The sequence below is a fragment of the Prevotella sp. Sow4_E9_plate genome, assembly GCF_052116205.1.
GTDB lineage: Bacteria > Bacteroidota > Bacteroidia > Bacteroidales > Bacteroidaceae > Prevotella.
Genome location: NZ_JBQKLN010000005.1, coordinates 21668 through 42262 on the forward strand (window position 1 = coordinate 21668; position 20595 = coordinate 42262).

The following is a 20595-nucleotide window of genomic DNA, read 5'->3' on the forward strand; positions in this document are numbered from 1 at the left end:
GGCTCGTTCTTCCCATGATGACAGGGTAGGTAAGCCTCATGAGTTGATATGAAGAGCGGCTATCCCAATTTTGCTTGAGACAGCCGCTATAGTTTATTCTCAAATATTACTTGTTGCAATCGCAGCCGCCTTCGCAGTTGCCGTCCTTGCAGTCGCCACCACAGTTGTCGCAACCGCCACCGCAACCACCAGCTTCACCGCTGATCATCTGAGCCATCTTAGCGATTTCCTCAGCTGTTGCTTCACGGCTTTCCAATACCTGACCGCAGAAGTTGAGCTTCAAACCTGCCAATGGATGGTTGAGGTCGCATGTAACCTTCTCGTCGGTGATATTCTTAACGACAGCATTGAAGTGGTTGCCGTCCTCGTTCTGCAATGGGATGATGGCACCAACCTGTACGTGCTGAGCATCAAACTGGCCATTGACTGTAAAGATCTGCTTGTCGAGATCGAGTACGCGCTCGTCATAGTGGAGGCCATAAGCCTGCTCTGGCTCCAGCTCAAAGTCGAACTCCTCGCCCTTTTCAAGATTTACCATCTTCTCTTCGAATGCTGGCAATGTTACGCCCATGCCGCTGATGAAGATGAAAGGACGCTCGTCTGTTGTACGCTCGATGAGCATTTCTTCACCGTTATCACCTTTAGTTACATCGTAGAGTGCATAAGACACTACAATAAATTTGTTCTTGTTGTTTGATTCCATTATTATTTATGTTTTTATTTTATCTTGTTTTGATACTATTACCTATTTTATATATATAGGCAATATGATTTTATTTTTTCTTATTCATGCGTTGGCGTCTTTGAATGCTGACGCTTTTCACCATTTCCATGCGCTCCAGATAGATAGGACGCCATTTGTCTATGATGTCTTGCAGGCTCTTGCTCTTTTGGGATAGTTCTGCATATTCATCACCTTCTGTCTGATTTGCCTTTTTCAGTTCAAGCATGCGGGCGATGAAATGCTTCTGCTGTTCTTCGGCTGCCTTCAGTTGGCTGCCGAGTTTTTCCAAGCTTTCCATAAATGCCAGTGCCTTGTCTATATGTGTCTGTTGTTCCATTTATTCTTTAATTGTTGCTTAACTTCTGCAAAGGTACAAATAAATATTGGGATATGGAAGAGAAATCAAGGAAATTTTCCTCTCCACCTTAATTATTTTGAGCCATCTTACAATTTGTTAGCTAAAATCTGTAAAAAATTACTATCTGCTCCTGGTTTTAGACTGCTCTTGTTGATTTATGTCAAATAATAAACGGATTTTTGAAAAAAAACAAATAAATGTTTGCGCACACAGCAGAAAGTTCGTATCTTTGCAGCGTCTTAAAGAAATAAGACTATAGGATAATGTTTAACAAGAGTTCTCTGGAAACGGAGCAATTAGGATATCTGCTCCATGAGACTCGTAAAGTAAAGAAAGGTAAAAAGATTATGAAGAAGATTATGATTTTAGCAGTAGCATTGTTGAGTATGACAACTACTTTTGCAGCAGAAGAGGCTACAAACGCAACAGCAGCTTACAACATGAACATCAAGATGGGAAGCTTGGCTGAGGCATTGTCACTTAATATCGATCAGGTTGATGCTGTTTCTGACGTTCACAAGAACTTCACAGCAGACATGATGAATGCTGCTTCTGCATCTAAGGAGGATCGTGCAGCTATGATTGACAAGGCTGTCATCAAGGATTTGAAGTACATGCACAGCATCCTCAACAATACACAGTATCGCAAGTACGTGATGCTTTTGAATGCTACACTCATCAACCGTGGTTTGAAGTAATCACGCAGGTGTAGATTCAAGAATCAAAATAGATTGAGAGAGAGATTTTAATAGAAACTGCAGGTTGGATTTCATATCTGACTTGCAGTTTTTTTATTGTCTGCGTTTGAAAACTCTGGGTTTTTCCGGGATATCTCTGTGAAATAAATCCGTATCTCTGTGTTTTTCACTCCGTATCTCTGTGATATAAATTCATATCTCTGTGTATTCTATTCAGAAATGCGCAGTTTTCTTGTCCTGATCCTGTATATTCCAGAAACTATCGTATGTTTATCTTTTTTCAGATACCTACTATTAGGTAATCGTGAAACCCCCCATTTTTAGGTATTGCACATTCAGAGAAAAAGTAGTACCTTTGCAAACGAAAACAAGAAGATGTTTGAAACTTAAGATATATTCGGTTTATTGTGACTTTTAGATAGAATAGTTACTTATCAGAAAAATAAGAATCTTGTTCGCTAATAGAAATAATTCATAATGTTTTTGTATAATATGTAGAAAGGGCTGCCTGTGAAGGTAGCCCTTTTCTGCTTTTGTCCTATTTTACATATCTCAGTATCTCCTTGCTTTTTCTGCTTTTTTTTGCCGGAAGGGGCATGAAGCCCTCGGTAAGTCCGGTTTTCTCTGTCATCGCCTGGAATACTGCTGCCGCATAGCCGGAAAGCTTCAGCGTCTGCAATTCCTCATTGATGGCATCCTCATCATAATTATCGGCATATAATAAGGTATGCAGGCTGTCCAGATAGTTCTGTGGAATGTTCTGGTGAGGCATACGACTCTTTATCTGCAGGATTTGAGCGATGATAGGTTCCTTGGTCTGTGCTGCAATCATTTCTGCCTTGTGCTGTTCAAAACCGGAAAGGGTAGAGATGTTGGTGTCTGCCCAGTTGTCCAGCATGGCGCCTTCTGATGTGAGATGACTGTAACCGAAATATCTGATCAGGGCGATGTTCTTGTTCCAACCCAGCTGGGCGAGATAGTTCTTCTCCATCGGTGTTGTGGCGATGACGAGATCAGCTTTTTGATACATCGTCTTCTGATACACGAGCGACTGGAGGCTGCGCTTGAGGTGAGGATTCTTCCGGTTTAGTTCAGAGATGTCTCCGAGTGGACACACCATGTATGGAATGCCCATCTTGCGTGATTTTCCGGCAAGCTGTGCTCCCTGCATGGTCCATGCTCCCAATATCATAACGATGTCGGCATCTGCCAGATTGTGGGTGATGTCGAGCTTTTTGCCAAGTGCTTCAATGTATGGGAGGTACATTTTCAGCGTCTTCTTCTGTTTAGCTATATACAAATATACTTTCATGGTTGTGTCTTTTAAAAATCCTTTAATCCAGATTTTTCCTCTTGTAATCTATTTCCCGAAATCTATTTCTCCGGTATCTTACAGCTTATGGCTGGTGAAGTCATTCTTGTCTGCACGCCAATATCTTATCTTGTTGGCGAGGTTTCTCCAGATGATTCCATATTCATAGAACGGCAACTTGATGATGTTCATCTCATCGTCGAAGTGCCTGATGGCCTTGATGGCAATGATCATGCGGAGCAGGAAGAGCAACAGGAGAGCGAAGCCGGCTATTCCCGTTAAGAGCCAATCCTGCGTGATGATGGCGAAAGCTAATACTGCAATAGAAGCAATGAGGCTGAGATGAGGGAAGAGATGATCGAAGAACATCAGAGTACGCATCGATTTCGCCCTATCTAACCTCTTTCGTGATGACAGGTGATAGAGGTGGGCGTTGTGCCATGACTTGTTGGTTGGTTCGTCACGGACCAGCCAGGCATCGCTATCCAATACTACAGCTGTTTCTCCCAGTTGTCCATACTTGTTGACAAGGAAATCATATTCTCCACGTACATACTCCAGGTTGCCCTGGTAGCCTTGTTCCTGCATGAACTGGCTCTTGCGGAAAGCTACGTTTGGCATGTGGCTGCGATAGCCATAAGAGTGCTGGGCACGTCTTAACAGATAGAATGCCTTGCGTATGCTGTCGAAGCGGCGGACTCCTTTGGTTTCTTCATCCAGTTCTACATAGCCCAGGACCAGATTGCATGATTGACAGAAGTGTTGAGACATGGCTGTCAGCCAATTGTCGTTCTTTGGCTTGCAGTTTGGCTCGGTGAGGATGATCCATTCATACTTGGCTGCTTTTACACCGAGCGTAATCTGCAATTTCTTGCGGCTCATATAGCGGGAACTCTCAGGAATGTATGTATAATACAGATGAGGATTCTCTGCAGACAAGCGCTTGAGATAGTCCTGGGTTTCTGCATCTGTGCTTTGGCAGACTACGATGACCTGATAATCGGCAGCGTATTGCTGCTTGAGGAACAGCGGGAGGTTGCGTTCCAGTTCGGGCAGATTATCATGAACGGTAATAATTACTGTTATCGGTTCTTTGGATACCGGAGTATCTTCCTCATTTTCCTCTGTTTTAGGAAAACGCAGCGAGCGCAGGAATGGGTTTATCAGCGATCCGAGAATCGCCAATAAAACCACTGCTGCGCCAGCTATAATAGTTGTTAAACTAATTGTCATCATTTCTTTTTCTCGTATTTCTTATGCTTTTGCCCTTCTGGGGGCATATGGCATTTGACTTTAAAAGTCTTCAGTGATGTAACCCTTTGGCAACTGACGGCAATTGTACTGACTCGCCATAATCTCACCGTAAGCGCCGGCAGAGCGGAGAGCGATGAGGTCGCCGCGATGGGTCTTGTTCAAGTCGGTTGCCTTAGCGAATACATCGCTTGATTCACAGATAGGGCCTACCACATCGTATGTCTCCATAGGTTCATCGCTGGAGATATTCTCGATTTTGTGATATGCCTGATAGAGGGCAGGGCGAATCAAATCGGTCATTCCGGCATCAACGATGGCGAACTGCTTGGCTGTACCCTGTTTGATGTAGAGGGTCTTGGTGATGAGGCTTCCCATCTGACCTACTACGGCACGACCTAACTCGAAGTGGAGTTTCTGACCATCACGCAACTTCAACTTCTTGGCGTATGTATCAAAGTAATCCTTGAAGTCAGGGATTGGTACACGGTTAGGGTGGTTATAATCGATGCCCAGGCCACCACCTACGTTGATGTTCTTAACCACGATATGATGAGCTTCCAGCTGGTTCTGCAACTCGTTGATTCGGTTGCAGAGAGCCTCGAAGTCACCCATGTCAAGTATCTGACTACCAATGTGGAAGTGAAGTCCCAGGAACTTGATGTTCTTCATTTTTGCAGCTTCCTCGATGACGCTCTCCATATCGCGCATGGCGATACCGAACTTGTTCTCTGCCAGACCGGTTGTGATGTTGGCATGAGTATGAGCGCCCACATCAGGGTTGATGCGGAAGCAAACCTGAGCTATCTTATTCTGTTTTTCTGCAAGTTCGTTAATAATCTCAAGTTCCGGAATGCTCTCTACATTGAAGCAGAAGATGCCCTTCTCCAGACCGAGATTGATTTCCCAATCACTCTTGCCTACACCTGCATATACAATCTTGCTGGCAGGGAAACCTGCCTTGATGGCAGCCTGAATCTCTCCTCCGCTCACGCAGTCGGCTCCTAATCCTGCCTGACAGATGATGTTGAGCACCTTAGGATTGGCGTTTGCCTTCACGGCATAGTGAACCTCAAATCCCGGATGTTTGCCAGCCTCTTCGTTGATGGTCTTCAAGGTTTGGCGCAACACATTGGTGTCGTAATAGTAAAATGGAGTCTGTATCTCCTGAAATTTGTCTATCGGAAATGTTCCTTTCATTTCGCTTAGTTTTAAATTAAAATTTTATTATAGTCAAATTAGAAATCAAACGAAGAGTGGACAGGAATCATTACATACGAATTCTCCACTCTTCACTCTTCGTTCTTCACTGTTATATTACTTCTCGAACAATACCTTGCTCAAGTTCTGTAATGCCTGCTTCTTGTCTCTTTCCTTGATGAGGAATGAGATGTTGTAGTTGCTGCCACCGTATGAAACCATGCGGATAGGGATATTCTTCAATGCATCGGTTGCGATGGTCTCGAAGCCTACATTGCTCCAATCCAGGTCACCAACAACGCAGATGATACACATGTCTGCATCTACGGTAACAGTACCATACTTCTTCAGCTCATTGACGATGTCGTTGAGGTGAGTGTCGTTGTCGATACTCATGCTCACGCCTACCTCTGAGGTAGCAATCATGTCGATTGGAGTCTGGTAGCTCTCGAAGATTTCAAATACCTTGCGCAGGAAACCTGTGGCGAGCAACATGCGGCTACTCTTAATCTTGATAGCTGTGATGTTGTCTTTGGCAGCAACAGCTTTGATCTTGCCACGAACGATGACGTTGTCGATGATGGTACCGTCAGCCTTTGGATCCATGGTGTTCTTCAAGCGTACAGGAATGCCGGCATACTTAGCTGGCTGTACGCAGGTAGGATGGAGAATCTTTGCACCGAAGTAAGCCAACTCGGCAGCCTCTTCAAAGTTAAGCTGGCGAACAGCTTCTGTGTGCTCAACTATACGAGGGTCGTTATTGTGCATACCGTCGATATCTGTCCAAATCTGAATCTCCTCAGCCGGGAGAGCTGCACCGATGAGTGATGCTGTGTAGTCGCTACCACCACGCTGGAGGTTGTCTATCTCACCGTAAGCATTGCGGCAGATGAAGCCCTGGGTGATGTAAATCTGATAGCCCTGGTTCTCCTCCATGAGAGCGGCAAGCTTTTCCTTGATGTACTGTGGATCTGGCTCAGCATTCTTGTCTGTGCGCATGAAATCCAATGCGTTGAGCAATACTGCCTTTACGCCCTGTTCCTTCAAGTAGTTTACAACCATGTTGGTGCTCATCATCTCACCTTGAGCTACGATGCTCTTCTCCTCGAAAGAAGTGAAGAGATCCTTGGTAAATGAGCGGAGATAGTTGAACTCTCCCTGCAGGAACTCACGTGTGGTCTGTTTCATCTCATCTGTAGAGTAGAGCTCTTCCACGTGCTGCATGTATTTCTTCTCCAAGTTGTTGATTACCTCGTTTGCACCCTCTGGGTTCTTCTTGTAAAGATAGTCAGAGATCTCAACGAGAGAGTTTGTTGTACCGCTCATCGCAGACAATACGATGAAAGTTGGTTCACCTGATTCTGTAACCAAAGAGGCTACTCCCTTCATGCGCTCTGGTGAGCCTACAGAAGTACCTCCGAATTTCATTACCTTCATAGTCGTAATATTTTAATAATTTATAATTTACATTTCATTTAATTCTCCTCGCCATCTTCGGTGAGGTCGATGTGATTGTATTCTTTTGTTACGTCGCGTAAAATTCCGTCTTTGCAGCGATATACGATACCTGGGAATTTGTCAAGCATCGGGATGTTGTGGGTTGTCATCACTACGGCGGTGCCTTGTTTGGTGATGTCTTTCAGCAGACTCACAATGTTGGTGGCAGTCTCTGGGTCGAGATTGCCCGTAGGCTCATCTGCGATGATAATCTTAGGATTGTTGAGCAGAGCTCTTGCTATAGCCACACGCTGCTGCTCACCGCCAGAGAGTTCATGAGGCATCTTGTCGATTTTATCTATCATGCCAACCTCGTTGAGAACTTCCTCAATGCGCTGGGTGATTTCTTTCTTTCCCTTCCATTTAGTTGCCTTGAGCACGAACTCAAAGTTCTTGCGGACTGTGCGGTCGTGGAGCAGCTGGAAGTCCTGGAAGATAATGCCCAGTTCTTTGCGTAATGCTGGTATTTCCTTGCGCTTGATGGTCTTGAGGTCTCTACCGAGGATTTCTGCTTTCTCGGTTTCGCCTTCTACTAGATCAAGCTCGCAATAAAGAGTCTTTAAAAGAGAACTCTTACCAGATCCCACTTTACCGATAAGGTAAGCAAACTCGCCTTCATCAATATGGAAATTGATGTCCTTGAGGATGCATTTGTCGGCTTGGTATATGCTTACATTTTGATAATCTATTAACATCTCCTAATTTTTTCTCTTTGTTATTGGTTTATTTCATCTCGCCCTTGCTTTTGGCTATGCGGCGTTTCTTATCCCATTCCGGGTCGTGGCGCATCTGTAATTCCTTCACTACATCTTCTATTCTCAAGCCCTTGCTGGTGAGCAATACGATGAGATGGTAGAGGAGGTCTGAACTTTCGTAGATGAGCTTTTCGTCATTGCCGTTTGTGGCTTCGATGATAGTCTCAACTGCTTCTTCTCCAACCTTTTGTGCCATTTTGTTAACGCCTTTCTTGAAAAGACTTGTTGTATAGCTGCCTTCTGGCATCTCTTCATGGCGCTTATCAATGAAGTCTTGAAGTTCTGACAGGAAGAGAATCGGATTCAGAGTGTTCTCTTCTGCCCAGCAAGTATCTGTACCCTTGTGGCAGGTAGGTCCGTCTGGATGTACCTTTACCAATAAGGTGTCGTTATCGCAATCGTTCTGGATGCTGACGAGGTTGAGGAAATTTCCTGATGTCTCGCCTTTTGTCCAAAGGAAGTTTCTGGAGCGGCTCCAGAAGGTTACCTTCTTTGTTTCTATGGTTTTATCGTATGCTTCCTTGTTCATGAAGCCAAGCATCAAGACGTTTTTGGTTACTGCGTCCTGGATGATTGCCGGAACAAGTCCACCCATTTTTTCAAAATCTATTTCCATTGTATCTTGTTTAAACAGTTTATTTTCTTTTTATATTCTCACGTTGATACCTTCTTCTCTCAAGTAGTGCTTGAGGTCAGGAATGGCGATTTCGCCAAAGTGGAAGACGCTGGCTGCCAAGGCTGCATCAGCTTTTCCTAATGTGAATGCATCACGGAAATGCTCCATCTTGCCTGCGCCACCTGATGCGATGATTGGGATACTTACCTCTTCGGCCAGTCGGGCAAGAGCTTCGTTGGCAAAACCTTGCTTTACGCCGTCATGATCCATACTGGTGAAGAGAATCTCGCCAGCACCGCGGTCAGCTACTTCCTTTGCCCAGTCGAACAAGCCAAGTTCTACCCGTTCTCGGCCACCCTTCACGTAGCAATGCCATCCATCTGCATCCAGGCGGGCATCAATGGCGCATACGCAAACCTGAGAACCGTAATGATTGGCTATCTCATTGATGAGTTCAGGATGTCGGATGGCAGCACTGTTGATGCTCACCTTGTCGGCTCCTGCATTCAATAGACGATCAACGTCTTTAAGCTCGTTGATGCCACCGCCCACAGTAAATGGAATGTTGATTTCGGCAGCCACACGAGTCACCATATCGGTAAAGGTCTTGCGCTCTTCGAAGCTGGCAGTAATGTCGAGAAAGACGAGTTCGTCGGCTCCGGCATCGCTATAGGCTTTACCCAGTTCTACCGGATCGCCTGCACTACGGAGGTTGACGAAGTTGGTACCCTTTACTGTCTCTCCGTTCTTGACATCGAGGCAAGGGACGATTCGTTTTGCCAAGCCTTTTTTACTTTGAACTTTGAACATTGGACTTTGAACTTTATGATTACTTAACTCCTAGCTAATCACTAATCACTAACAACTAATCACTAACAACCAGCTTTTCAATATTGATTTTACCCTCGTAGAATGCTTTTCCAAAGACTACGGCAGGAATGCCAGCGGCTTCCAAAGCCAGTATGTCTTCATTGCAGCTTACACCGCCAGAAGCGATGAGATGCAACTGAGGGTAGGTTTCCATAACCTTTTTATATAGGTCGATGGCTGGACCCTGTAAGGTTCCGTCCTTGCTGATTTCCGTGCAGAGTACGTAGCGCACTCCTTTATCAATGTACTTCTTGAGGAATGGAAGAAGGTCTTCTGAAGAATCTTCTTTCCAGCCATTGATGGAAATCTTGCCGTTTCTTACATCGGCTCCCAGAATGAGTTTATCTGCTCCATACTTGTCCAGCCATTCCATAAAAAGGTCGGGATTGGTCACGGCGATACTACCCACTGTTACCATCGTTGCCCCAGCGGCAAAAGCCTTCTCTATATCTTCCTCGGTCTTGATGCCACCGCCAAAATCAACCACAAGATTTGTCTCTGCAGTGATGGCTTTCAGTACGGCATCATTCACGATGTGCTTTGATTTGGCACCGTCCAGGTCTACTACATGAAGTCTCTTAAATCCCAGACTTTCAAATTGTTTAGCCACTTCGGCAGGATTATCATTGTAGACTTTTTTCTGGTCGTAGTCGCCCTTGGTAAGTCTGACACACTGACCATTAATCAAGTCGATGGCTGGAATTAATTCTATCATATTTCTTTTATCTCTAAGAAGTTCTTTATAATCTGTTCTCCCACCTTGCTGCTTTTTTCCGGATGAAATTGGCAAGTGAAGAAATTGTCTTTGTGGAGCGATGCGCTGTAGGGAAGAATATAATCTGCCTTGGCGATTGTCTCCTCGCAGAGAGGTACATAATAACTATGTACGAAATAAGAGTAGGGATGTGATAAGGCATCTGAAATGACTTCGTCTGTTTCGTCAATTCTGTTGCCGAATCCCCTATAAAGGTCTGTTTTCAAATCGTAAATCTCATTCCATCCCATAGCTGGCACTTTGTCTTCATGCTTCTGCGGTTGAAAACGCTTTACATCTACATCAAAGATGCCGATGCAGTCTACATTGCCTTCCTCCGAGTGACGGCACAACAGTTGCTGCCCTACGCAGATGCCCAGGACGGGTTGTTTCAAGTTTTTTATCACTTGATCCAGTTTGTGTGCCTTTAGATAATCCATGGCTTCTCGAGCTTGACCTTGTCCCGGGAAGAGTACACGGTCTGCTTTCTGAAGTATTTCGGCATCATCGGTGAGCATAGGCTCAATCCCTAAACGCTTCATGGCGTTGACTACCGAATAGATGTTTCCGGCATTGTATTTTACGATTGCTACATCCATAACCTAACGTGTTTCTAATTTTCAGTTGCAAAGGTACATATTTTCTTTCAATTTAAAGAAAATATTAGCAAAAAGATTACGGAAACAAGGAAAATTCTTGCAGATAGTTAGTAAAAGGGACAGAAAAACCGTCTTTATTATCCCGAATGGTGATAATAAAGACGGTTTTTCTGTCATTTTATCTTGTCTTCTATTTTTTCTTTTATTTTTCTTCGCTATCAGCCGTTCTGAGAATGATACTCGTTGCTCCGATGGTGAAGAGGGTACCGTCTTCGATGACACGTCGTTCACGGTCGCCCAATATCTCATTGTCTACGAAGGTTCCTGTATAGCTTGGACCATCGCGGAGAACGTACTTTAAACGTCCTTTTTTGTCGCGGCTGACATTGATGACGCAGTGGTTCATGTCTACGCTAGGGTCTACAGTCTCAATAGGACAGTTGATGCCACTGTTTTTCATGTATCTGCCAATTACATTATCACCCATTTGAAGTGGAATGACCTGCTTGTATGCGAATACGTTCTCGATAACTACGATAGAACCCACGCCGTTTTCATTGGCATTTTCGTCTATAGTCTCTTCCTTGCGGGTTTCGCGAAGTTTGGATACACCCATGCGGATTCCAAACTGTTTGTTGCAGTTTGGGCAAACGAAGACGAGGCTTTGACCTGCTTCATACTTGGTTTCATCGAATGTGATGAAATTATCGCATTTCGGGCAGCGTACTCTTTTCATATGTTTTTTTCTTTATTTCTTTTGTTTCTTGATTATTCCTTTACTTTTGTAATCCAGCCATCCGTGAACTCCTCATAGCTGTGTAAGCGATTGAGAGCTGTATATGCCTCATTTTCTGTGCTGTACGATCCGTAGATTACTTTTACATTGGTATCGGTGATAAGTACTCGAGCTTCCTTGAACCCCTTGTTCTGTAAATATTCTGCGTATGTGGCAGCATTGCGCTTGGTAATACGGCTAGCCAGTACAATGCTGTAATAGGCAGAAGATGTGGTGGTTATTTCGCTGTCCTGGGTCATCTTGCCAGTATTGGCGGCAGGGGTTTCTGCAGCCTGAACATTGTTGGCTAATACCAACTCGTGGGCAGGCTGTGTCAATTCCTTAGGCATTACCTTGGTAAGCATACCTGTGTCGATTTGACTCTTCTGGACATTAGAAGTGCCTAATGGGGTAGAAAGTGTGAAAAAAGCAATGATGGCGATGCAGGCTGCAGCTATATTGCGAAGCCAACTCTTTCGGATACTGATAAATTCTGTACTTGAGTTCTCTTCTTCCTCTTCTTCGTTGATGAATACGGAGTTGTTGGCAGAGACAATGTTTGCCTCTTTCTTAATGTCGGAACTCTCTCTCTGCTGAGCAGGCTTGTATTCGTCTGCAGTCATCTCAACGACTGTAGTATGTTCGGCTGTTTCCGTATTCGAAATCTGTGCGAGTGGAAGCATGTCGAAACCGCCTAAACCATACAGCTCAGGTGTTAAGATGCCAGCTTCACAAGGTTCGAAAGTATAATTGCCGGTTTCATTCAATATGATGGTGCCGATATCGTTGAGTTCGAATCTGCCTGTATTCTCCAATGTCTGTTTGATTTCTGCAACTTCATCTGCAATACGGTTCAGCGCTTCTGGGTAGCTGATGTCATAGGTTTCTACGTATGAAAGTGCGAGCAGAGAATCGTTCATTGTGAGCTGTGGATTAAAGCCAATGGTTCTCAGCGGTGGCAAAAACATGTTGTCTCTGCCATCGTAACGTGCATCTACATGATGAGCCATGAAGCCACCAAACTCTGGGACAATCACGCAATCGTTGCTCAAAAGTAGGATCTCTATATGTCTTTTTAGTTCATTCACGTTTGCAAAGGTAGCTATTTTTTCGGAAAAGACCAACGGTTTTTGAAGAAAATTTTATCCGGAATGATAAAAAGTTCTAATTGTTTTGTCATTCCGAGAAAAAACATTATCTTTGTGCCAAAAAATAAATAAGGTATAATGGAATATACAGAAACAGAAATCGATGGCGTTTGGATTATCCAACCTAAGGTTTTCAATGATGCCCGAGGTTATTTCTTCGAGGCATGGAAACAGGCAGAGTTTGATGAGCATATAGGTCATCATGTGGAATTTATACAAGACAACGAGTCTAAGTCTAGTTTCGGTGTGTTGCGCGGACTTCATTATCAGAAAGGTGAATTCTCACAAGCTAAGCTGGTACGTGTTATCAAAGGCAAGGTTCTGGATGTTGCCGTTGATTTGCGCCGGAGCAGCAAGACTTTCGGTAAATATATAATGGTGGAATTGAGCGAGGATAATAAGCGCCAGTTCTTTATTCCTCGTGGCTTTGCCCATGGATTCCTTGTGCTCAGTGAGGAGGCTGTTTTTACTTATAAGGTTGATAACGTCTATGCACCGCAGCATGAGGCTAGTATCAGGTGGAATGATGAAACCGTAGGTATATCTTGGCCTATAGAGGGCGAAAACGTTGTACTCTCAGATAAAGACCTCAATAAGGCAAAGGCTTTTGAGGAGGCTGATTATTTTGAGTAATATTAAATTTAACATGAAACAAGCATTTAACATTTTGTTGTTGGTATGCTTCCTGATGGGGGTGGCTGCATGTGGACAGAAGTCTGAAAAAGAACAGCCTGAACAAAAGGAGGATACTACTGCCAAGAAGCTGTTGCAGGGTATTTGGCTTGATGGAGATGACGAGGATAATGTTGTCTTCCGGGTTAAAGGTGATACAATCTATTATCCTGATTCTACTAGCCAGCCTGTGTACTTTTACATTCTGGGTGATACGCTCGTGATGAAAGGAGCTAATCTGAGCAAGTATCCTATCATGAAGCAGGCTGCACATATTTTCCAGTTTAAGGTTCAGAATGGTGATATTGTCAAGCTTGTCAAGACTGATGATCTGTCTTATCTGCAGCAATTCTCTCATGAACAGCCTGTGACACTTAATCAGAACAAGCTTGTAAAGCGTGATACGGTTGTGAATGCTGGAGATGAGAAATTGCATCTGTATGTACAGGTGAATCCTACAACTTTCAAGGTCTATAAGAGCAACTACAACGATGATGGGGTAGAGGTTGATAATGTTTACCATGATAATATCGTAAATGTAAATATCTATCAAGGCTCCCGCAAGATTTTTGGTCGAGATTTCCGCAAGGAGGATTTCAAGGAGCAGGTTCCTCATGAGTTCTTGAAGCAATCGATATTGAGTGATATCGTGTTCAGAAAGGTTGATGCTGATGGCGTTCATTATAGAGTGGTGCTGGCGATGCCGGATAGCAGTATGAGTTATCAGGTGGAAATCATCATTTCGCGTGAAGGTAAAATGACAATCCGGAAAAGCTAAGCTGTTTTTCGGGAAAGATAGAAAGAAGTAATAAACCTATATATGATAAAAGGGAATTTGCAAATGAGCAAATTCCCTTTTATCGTTTAATTGAAGAAGCCAAGCAGGGCTCCTGCTGCTACGGCAGAACCGATAACTCCTGCAACATTAGGGCCCATGGCGTGCATGAGCAGGAAGTTGTGGCGGTCGTACTCCAAACCGAGGTTGTTACTGATGCGGGCGCTCATTGGCACGGCACTCACGCCGGCGTTTCCGATGAGCGGGTTCAGCTTCTTGCCCTTTGGCAGGAAGAGGTTCATCAGTTTCACGAAGAGGATACCGCTGGATGAAGCGATGATGAATGCCAGGGCACCGAGGGCGAAAATCTTGATGGTATTCAGTGTCAGGAACTCCGATGCCTGAGTGGAGCATCCCACGGTAAGTCCGAGCAGCATCACCACGATGTCATTCAGGCTGCTACCTGCCGTCTTGGCAAGTCGGGTAGTCTTTCCGCTTTCCTTCAGAAGATTTCCAAAGAAGAGCATGCCGAGCAATGGAAGTCCCGATGGTACGATGAAGGTTGTGAGCAGCAAACCTACGATTGGGAAGAGAATCTTCTCGGTCTGCGATACCTGGCGGGCTGGCTTCATCTTGATGATACGCTCTTCCTTGGTGGTGAGCAGACGCATCAATGGAGGCTGGATTACTGGCACCAATGCCATGTAGGAGTAGGCACAAACGGCGATGGCTCCCATCAGGTTAGGACTTAACTTACTGCTCAGGAAGATGGCGGTAGGTCCGTCAGCACCCCCTATGATGGCAATGCCGGCTGCCTGATTGGGTTCGAAACCTAGCGCTAAGGCTATCATGTAAGCACCGAAGATGCCAAATTGGGCGGCGGCTCCAATCAGAATCAGCTTCGGGTTGGATATCAATGCAGAGAAGTCTGTCATCGCTCCGATACCCAGGAAGACGAGTGGGGGATACCAACCCAGCTTTACTCCTTGGTAGAAAATGTTTAATACTGAGTTGTCTTCGTACAGGCCAATCTCTAGTCCGGCATCTGCACGGAAGGGGATGTTGCCAAGAATGATACCTAGTCCGATAGGAACCAGAAGAAGCGGTTCGAAATCCTTCTTAATGGCAAGCCAGATAAAGAGGGCTCCCACTACAATCATGGCGAGATTTCCTGCCGTGGCATTTGCAAAGCCAGTATAGGTCAGGAACTCATTGAAGTTTTGTATGATGAAATCCATAATTTACTTTGAACTTTGAAAGTTGAACTTTGAACTTTATGATTAGTTTTCTTGTTTGAAAGAGTAATCATAGTTGTTCCTGCTTTATCGCGTGTTAGGCGATAGTCACCAGTGTATCTCCTTCCATCACGGCATCGCCCTTGTTCACGTTGATGCTGGTGATGGTTCCGGAAGTCTCAGCCTCGATGTTGTTCTGCATCTTCATGGCTTCAAGGATCACGACGGTATCGCCAGTGTTAACCTTGTCGCCCACCTTCACCTTGATTTCATTGATGGTTCCTGGCAGAGGGGCTACTACTGGCTTGCCGGAGGCTGCAGCGGCAGGTTGGGTGGCAGCTGTTGTGGTTGCTGCCGGTGTGGCTGTTGCGGTCGATGTGGTAGTCGGTGCTGATTCCTTTTGTTCTCCACTCAACTTCACTTTCTGCTTGCCAGCCTTCACAGGCAGTTTCATTTCCACTTCGAATGGGATGCCATTTACGGTTACGTTGGCGATATTGCCTTCTATATCTTGGATTTCGACCTCATAGTCGATACCTTTCACTGTATATTGATACTTCATATCCTTTGAATTTTGAACATTGAACTTTGAACTCTATGAAGTGTAAAGCTGTAGAATAGGCTTACCCCTCGGTCGCCGAACGTTGTTTCTTCACTCTTCACTTTTCGTTCTTTACTTAATATTTTTAAATTTCGGAGCATTCCATCTTGTCTGTTTAGGTTTGATGGTAATGATGCCAGATTCCACATCATGTACATCCTCCAGATATTCCTTGAGGGCGAGTGAAATCACTGCCATATAAATTTCCTTATCGATTCCCTTGGTTTTCAGACCATCTTTCAGAATCACGTTGGTCTTATGACTCAGGTCTTGCGTTACCTCGATGGTCTTCTTACCCGTCTTATATAATAAGGTGGCATGCTTCTCTGTGGCGCGGGCAATGCGCTGTTTGTGTTTCATGTAGGCTCCGAATGCCCAGAATACGACGAAGAGCAGGGCGAGACAAGAGAATACAATTCCCATTGAAAGTACGGCTATGCCGATGCCGTAGGGGTCCTGCTTCTTTAGAAGCTGCGCCTTGCTCAAGCCTACGTGCTGTGGCAGATAGCCTGGAGTTATGGCACCTGCAATGGCTTTATCCCATGTCTTGAAATCCTGGCTCAACTTGTAGCTCTCGTCGGCTGCCAATATCGGCACACTTACGGAGTCTATCAGGTCGACGGCATTTCCATCATAAAGCGCTATCCAGTTGGTCTTCTTTTCCTGAAGAATAAGGTTGAGATGAAAAGGTCCCGTTTTGGCAGAATCCTTTGCCTTCCATTGATGCCCGTTACGGCCATCTTTGTACCAGGAACTGCTGTCAAAGATGATGATACTCTTCTTGCCCCCCAGTGTGGTTCGGGGTTCATTGTTCGGTAATGGACACATCAGTTGGCGGCGTAGTTCTGGCGACATTTTCTTGTCGAGAACCCTTCGGTCGGTGGTTAGGAACATACCACGCACATTATACGTGGTAAAGGAGGAATTGCTTAATTCCACCCATGATTTGTGCAGGCCGTACTCATCTACAAGATTTGTACGGTTGTTGGTCATCACCTCCGTAATACGGATGCTCTTGGCTCCTTGACTCCAAGTGGGCAAGGAAGTGAAGACTAGCATGGTTATCAAAAATCCCAATTTCTTCATACGCTTCTAACGTTTTATAGGGTTATTGTTTCTTGTTTCGAAATACTCTTTTATCATGTAGAAACTTCAGATGTTTCTATAGATTCATTAGGTTTATTTCTTGTGCTCAAAGGTACGAATAATTTCTGAAAAGGCAACAAAAAAAGGTGCACAAATTTTTATCTTTGTGCACCTCTTTTATAATTTATAACTATTACTAGTTGTTTTGTTAACTTTTGTAAGCCTTTATCCTCCGCAGAAGAACAGCACAACAATCTGAGCTGTAAAGATACGGAGGAACATACTCAATGGATATACAGTAGAGTAACCTACGGCTGGAGCCTCCTTAGAGCATGATGCGTTGGCATAAGCCAATGCTGGAGGGTCGGTATAAGTACCGGCAAGCATACCCATGATAGTAAAGTAATTAAACTTAAACTTCAATCGAGCGATAGTACCGATGATGAGGATAGGAATGATGGTGATGAGGAAACCGCATCCCACATATTTCAATCCGTCGCCCTGTACCACTGTATCCCAGAATCCGGCACCAGCCTTGATTCCCACACTTGCCAGGAAGAGTACCAAACCTATTTCTCGCAGCATCATATTAGCCGAAGTTGTGGTATAGGTTACCAGCTTCATGCGATAGCCGAAACGGCCGATGAGGATGGCGATAATCAGCGGACCACCTGCGATACCCAATTTCAGAGGTACAGGCATGCCTGGAATAGCAAATGGGAGAGAACCGAAGATGATACCGACCATGATACCGATAAAGATGGTAGCGATGTTTGGTGCATCAAGGCGCTTCACAGAGTTACCCATAATTTCTGCTACGCGGTTTACGTTCTCTTCTGGACCTACAACCAAGATTTTATCACCCACGTGGAAGTGGTGGTTTCTGCCAGCAAAGATGTCCATACCCTGGCGTGAGATACGGGTAACGTTTACACCGTATACACTGGAGAAGTGCATCTTACCGAGGGTCTTACCATTCATCTCTGGACGGGTAACGATGATACGGCGAGATACGAAATGTTGAACTTCATCCTTCTCGCGATCCCATTCTGCTTCTACTTCGGGACCGATGAAAGCCTTGATTGCTTCAGCATCTGCCTCTGCACAAACAACGAGCAACTCATCGCCAACCTCGAAATGTGTCTTGCTGTTAGGAATACTTACTACTCCGTCGTGGAGAATACGAGAGCAGACAATGTCTCGATTCAAGAACTCAGAAACCTCTCTCAAGGTTCTTCCAGTAATGTAAGCGTTCTCAACGCGCAAATGCATATTATGAGCCTTGGCATGAGGGTTAGCCGCGTCCTCATCGTTCAACTGCTGTTCCTCCTCATCTGTATCAATCTTACAGATGTACTTGATAAGGATGGTTGCACCGATGATACCAACTACACCGAGAGGGTAAGCGCAGGCATAACCGTTGGCGATACTAGGAGCGCCATTAGGGAAAACGCTGAGCAAAGCCTCGTTGGCGGCACCAAGACCAGGGGTGTTGGTAACGGCACCATAGAGCGTACCTACCATCATTGGCAGGTTGTTAGGATTGCTGGTGTCAAAAAAGAGGTAATAACATCCGAACATCACCAGGATGTTGAGCAAGATGGCAGAAGCCGACAACATATTGAGGGTTACACCACCTTTCTTAAAACTCTCGAAGAAACCTGGACCTACCTGCAAACCAATCATGAAGACGAAGAGAATCAATCCAAAGTCTTGTACGAAGGTGAGGATTTCTTTTGGGCCTGTAAAGCCTACATGTCCAGCCAAGATACCAGCAAAGAGCACGAAGGTTACACCCAACGAGATGCCGAAAATCTTGATCTTGCCTAGATAGACACCAATGGCAATCACTATTGCATAGAGTAGGGCGATGTGTGCCACTGACTCCGTATTGGTGAAAAGATTAATAATCCAATCCATGAATTTGATTTAAAATTTTAATTTTATAATGATTAAAGGGAATTTTGAAAGATCGATTGAGTCTGTTTGGTATCTTTTCTTATTAAGGTGTGTACCGGATATGGCTACCTTCGTTAGGATACCTATATCTGATAACTGAAAAATCGAGGACATCCGCAATGGGATGCCCCCGAACTATGTATATAGATACCTATTGATTACTTCTCAATAGCTGCTACACCTGGCAATACCTTACCCTCGATAGCCTCGAGGAGAGCACCACCACCTGTAGAGATATAAGATACCTGATCTGCCAAACCGAACTTGTTGATACAAGCTACAGAGTCGCCACCACCGATGAGTGAGAATGCACCTTCCTTAGTAGCCTCAGCGATTGCGTCAGCGATAGCCTTAGAACCACCAGCGAAGTTGTCGAACTCGAATACACCTGCAGGACCATTCCAGAGGATTGTCTTAGCGCCCTTGATAGCTGCAGCGAATGCCTTGCGAGTCTCAGGACCTGCGTCCATACCCTCCCAACCGTCAGGGATGTTGTTAGATGGGCAAACCTGTGTATTGCAGTCGTTCTTGAAGTCGTCACCGCAGATAGAGTCTGTACCGAGTACGAGGTTTACGCCGTTCTCCTTAGCCTTCTTGATTACGTCAAGAGCAACGTCGAGCTTGTCATCCTCGCAGATAGACATACCGATCTTGCCACCGAGAGCCTTAGAGAATGTGTAAGTCATACCACCGCAGAGAATCAGGTTGTCAACCTTAGTCAACAGGTTCTCGATGATACCAATCTTGGTAGAAACTTTAGAACCACCCATGATAGCTGTGAATGGGCGCTTGATGTTGCCGAGAACTGCGTCAACAGCCTTTACCTCTTTCTCCATCAAGAAACCGAGCATCTTGTGATCCTTGTCGAATGAATCTGCGATAACAGCTGTAGAAGCGTGTTTGCGGTGAGCTGTACCGAATGCATCCATTACATATACATCAGCGTAAGAAGCCAACTTAGCAGCGAACTTCTTCTGGCGCTCCTTCATCTCAGCCTTAGCAGCGTCGAACTCAGGTGTACCCTTCTCTACGCCAACTGGCTTGCCTTCCTCTTCTGGATAGAAACGAAGGTTCTCGAGCAAGAGAGCCTCACCTGGCTTCAAGGCAGCAGCCTCAGCATCAGCGTTACCGCAGTCCTTAGCGAACTTAACCTCTACACCGAGAGCGTCAGAAACGTTCTTTACAATCTGAGAGAGAGAAAGCTCTGGCTTAACCTTGCCCTTTGGCTTGCCCATGTGGCTCATCATGATGAGCGCACCGCCGTCAGCGAGAACCTTCTTCAAAGTAGGGAGGGCACCACGGATACGAGTGTCGTCTGTTACATTACCATTTTCATCCAATGGCACGTTGAAATCAACGCGTACGATTGCCTTGTGACCGGCAAAGTTAAAATTTTCAATCTTCATTTTTCCTAAATTTTATATTAGTTATTACTTAATTGTTTATTTCTCTTTTCTGAATTCCCGAGTAGGTAGCTGCTTTTATTTGGAAACTTATCTGTATACAGACTGGTCCTTTCAGCACTGTTAATCTCGAGTCTTCCTTGAATTAAATATTTTTCAACTCAATGCGTAGGCAAAAGTAAGAAAAATAATTGGTATAGCCAAATGTTTGCCGACGTTTTAATCATTTTTTGTTCTAGATGGCAATGAATTGCAATATCTAGGTAGCAAAAAGCGTAACTGTGACGGTGCCAGTTACGCTTTTTGC

21 protein-coding genes are annotated in these 20595 nt (G+C 44.8%); 3 read left to right on the top strand and 18 right to left on the bottom strand.

From position 1 onward, the window contains the following. Nucleotides 1-106: 106 nt before the first annotated feature. On the bottom strand, nt 107-703 hold the full coding sequence (locus ACTQ53_RS03080; RefSeq protein ID WP_153122812.1) for an FKBP-type peptidyl-prolyl cis-trans isomerase: 597 nt from the start codon (nt 701-703) through the stop codon (nt 107-109). A 70-nt stretch (nt 704-773) separates the two neighbouring features. Next, nucleotides 774-1061 (bottom strand): hypothetical protein, encoded by a 288-nt coding sequence (locus tag ACTQ53_RS03085; RefSeq protein ID WP_294968134.1) that lies wholly within the window; start codon nt 1059-1061, stop codon nt 774-776. A 368-nt stretch (nt 1062-1429) separates the two neighbouring features. Between ACTQ53_RS03085 and ACTQ53_RS03090 the strand changes: the two genes are divergently transcribed. After that, nucleotides 1430-1780 (top strand): hypothetical protein, encoded by a 351-nt coding sequence (locus ACTQ53_RS03090; RefSeq protein ID WP_441931987.1) that lies wholly within the window; start codon nt 1430-1432, stop codon nt 1778-1780. 538 nt (nt 1781-2318) lie between these two features. Here the strand turns inward: ACTQ53_RS03090 and ACTQ53_RS03095 are convergent. The 11 genes from ACTQ53_RS03095 to ACTQ53_RS03145 form a co-directional block, all read right to left on the bottom strand. After that, the gene (locus ACTQ53_RS03095) at nt 2319-3092 is read right to left on the bottom strand and encodes a glycosyltransferase (RefSeq protein ID WP_441931988.1); all 774 of its coding nucleotides are present in this window, start codon (nt 3090-3092) and stop codon (nt 2319-2321) included. A 78-nt stretch (nt 3093-3170) separates the two neighbouring features. Next, nucleotides 3171-4328: a glycosyltransferase gene (locus tag ACTQ53_RS03100; RefSeq protein WP_441931989.1), complete on the bottom strand. Its 1158-nt coding sequence runs from the start codon at nt 4326-4328 to the stop codon at nt 3171-3173. A gap of 57 nt (nt 4329-4385) precedes the next feature. Beyond that, nucleotides 4386-5543 carry a diaminopimelate decarboxylase gene (gene lysA, locus ACTQ53_RS03105; protein WP_153122821.1) on the bottom strand — a complete coding sequence of 386 codons (1158 nt, stop codon included), beginning with the start codon at nt 5541-5543 and terminating at the stop codon, nt 4386-4388. A 117-nt stretch (nt 5544-5660) separates the two neighbouring features. Continuing rightward, on the bottom strand, nt 5661-6980 hold the full coding sequence (locus ACTQ53_RS03110; protein ID WP_217759855.1) for an aspartate kinase: 1320 nt from the start codon (nt 6978-6980) through the stop codon (nt 5661-5663). 38 nt (nt 6981-7018) lie between these two features. Continuing rightward, nucleotides 7019-7735, bottom strand: coding sequence for a cell division ATP-binding protein FtsE (locus ACTQ53_RS03115; RefSeq protein WP_153122825.1), 717 nt, complete (start codon nt 7733-7735; stop codon nt 7019-7021). Nucleotides 7736-7763: 28 nt separating this feature from the next. Next, nucleotides 7764-8411, bottom strand: coding sequence for a bifunctional phosphoribosyl-AMP cyclohydrolase/phosphoribosyl-ATP diphosphatase HisIE (hisIE, locus tag ACTQ53_RS03120; RefSeq protein ID WP_441931991.1), 648 nt, complete (start codon nt 8409-8411; stop codon nt 7764-7766). Nucleotides 8412-8441: 30 nt separating this feature from the next. Next, complete coding sequence (hisF, locus tag ACTQ53_RS03125; protein ID WP_153122829.1) at nt 8442-9221, bottom strand: imidazole glycerol phosphate synthase subunit HisF; 780 nt, start codon at nt 9219-9221, stop codon at nt 8442-8444. A 55-nt stretch (nt 9222-9276) separates the two neighbouring features. After that, entirely contained in the window at nt 9277-9996 is a 720-nt protein-coding gene (gene hisA / locus ACTQ53_RS03130) for a 1-(5-phosphoribosyl)-5-[(5-phosphoribosylamino)methylideneamino]imidazole-4-carboxamide isomerase (RefSeq protein WP_217759853.1), read from the bottom strand. Then, nucleotides 9993-10634: an imidazole glycerol phosphate synthase subunit HisH gene (hisH, locus tag ACTQ53_RS03135; protein ID WP_294968158.1), complete on the bottom strand. Its 642-nt coding sequence runs from the start codon at nt 10632-10634 to the stop codon at nt 9993-9995. The genes hisA and hisH overlap by 4 nt, the downstream gene beginning before the upstream one ends. A 202-nt stretch (nt 10635-10836) precedes the next feature. Beyond that, nucleotides 10837-11370 carry an FHA domain-containing protein gene (locus ACTQ53_RS03140; RefSeq protein ID WP_153122835.1) on the bottom strand — a complete coding sequence of 178 codons (534 nt, stop codon included), beginning with the start codon at nt 11368-11370 and terminating at the stop codon, nt 10837-10839. Between the two features lie 32 nt (nt 11371-11402). Continuing rightward, nucleotides 11403-12497, bottom strand: coding sequence for an HU domain-containing protein (locus ACTQ53_RS03145; RefSeq protein WP_295347408.1), 1095 nt, complete (start codon nt 12495-12497; stop codon nt 11403-11405). A 138-nt stretch (nt 12498-12635) separates the two neighbouring features. On the opposite strand from ACTQ53_RS03145, the gene rfbC reads away from it, so the two are divergent. Together rfbC and ACTQ53_RS03155 are read left to right on the top strand one after the other, a co-directional pair. Continuing rightward, nucleotides 12636-13190, top strand: a complete 555-nt coding sequence (gene rfbC / locus ACTQ53_RS03150) for a dTDP-4-dehydrorhamnose 3,5-epimerase (RefSeq protein WP_295347410.1) — start codon at nt 12636-12638, stop codon at nt 13188-13190. Nucleotides 13191-13203: 13 nt separating this feature from the next. Next, the gene (locus ACTQ53_RS03155; RefSeq protein WP_295347412.1) at nt 13204-14007 is read left to right on the top strand and encodes a DUF4738 domain-containing protein; all 804 of its coding nucleotides are present in this window, start codon (nt 13204-13206) and stop codon (nt 14005-14007) included. Nucleotides 14008-14093: 86 nt separating this feature from the next. On the opposite strand, the gene ACTQ53_RS03160 is transcribed toward ACTQ53_RS03155, so the two are convergent. From ACTQ53_RS03160 to ACTQ53_RS03180, 5 genes are all read right to left on the bottom strand, one after another. Next, nucleotides 14094-15242, bottom strand: a complete 1149-nt coding sequence (locus tag ACTQ53_RS03160) for a sodium ion-translocating decarboxylase subunit beta (protein ID WP_441931993.1) — start codon at nt 15240-15242, stop codon at nt 14094-14096. 94 nt (nt 15243-15336) lie between these two features. Then, a complete protein-coding gene (locus tag ACTQ53_RS03165; protein ID WP_441931994.1) occupies nt 15337-15801 on the bottom strand; it encodes a biotin/lipoyl-containing protein in 465 nt (154 codons plus the stop codon). Between the two features lie 111 nt (nt 15802-15912). Next, nucleotides 15913-16926, bottom strand: a complete 1014-nt coding sequence (locus ACTQ53_RS03170; protein WP_441931995.1) for an OadG family protein — start codon at nt 16924-16926, stop codon at nt 15913-15915. A gap of 225 nt (nt 16927-17151) precedes the next feature. Beyond that, the gene (locus tag ACTQ53_RS03175) at nt 17152-18846 is read right to left on the bottom strand and encodes a putative transporter (protein WP_295347418.1); all 1695 of its coding nucleotides are present in this window, start codon (nt 18844-18846) and stop codon (nt 17152-17154) included. A gap of 197 nt (nt 18847-19043) precedes the next feature. Continuing rightward, the gene (locus ACTQ53_RS03180) at nt 19044-20291 is read right to left on the bottom strand and encodes a phosphoglycerate kinase (protein WP_089542760.1); all 1248 of its coding nucleotides are present in this window, start codon (nt 20289-20291) and stop codon (nt 19044-19046) included. Between the last annotated feature and the right edge of the window lie 304 nt (nt 20292-20595).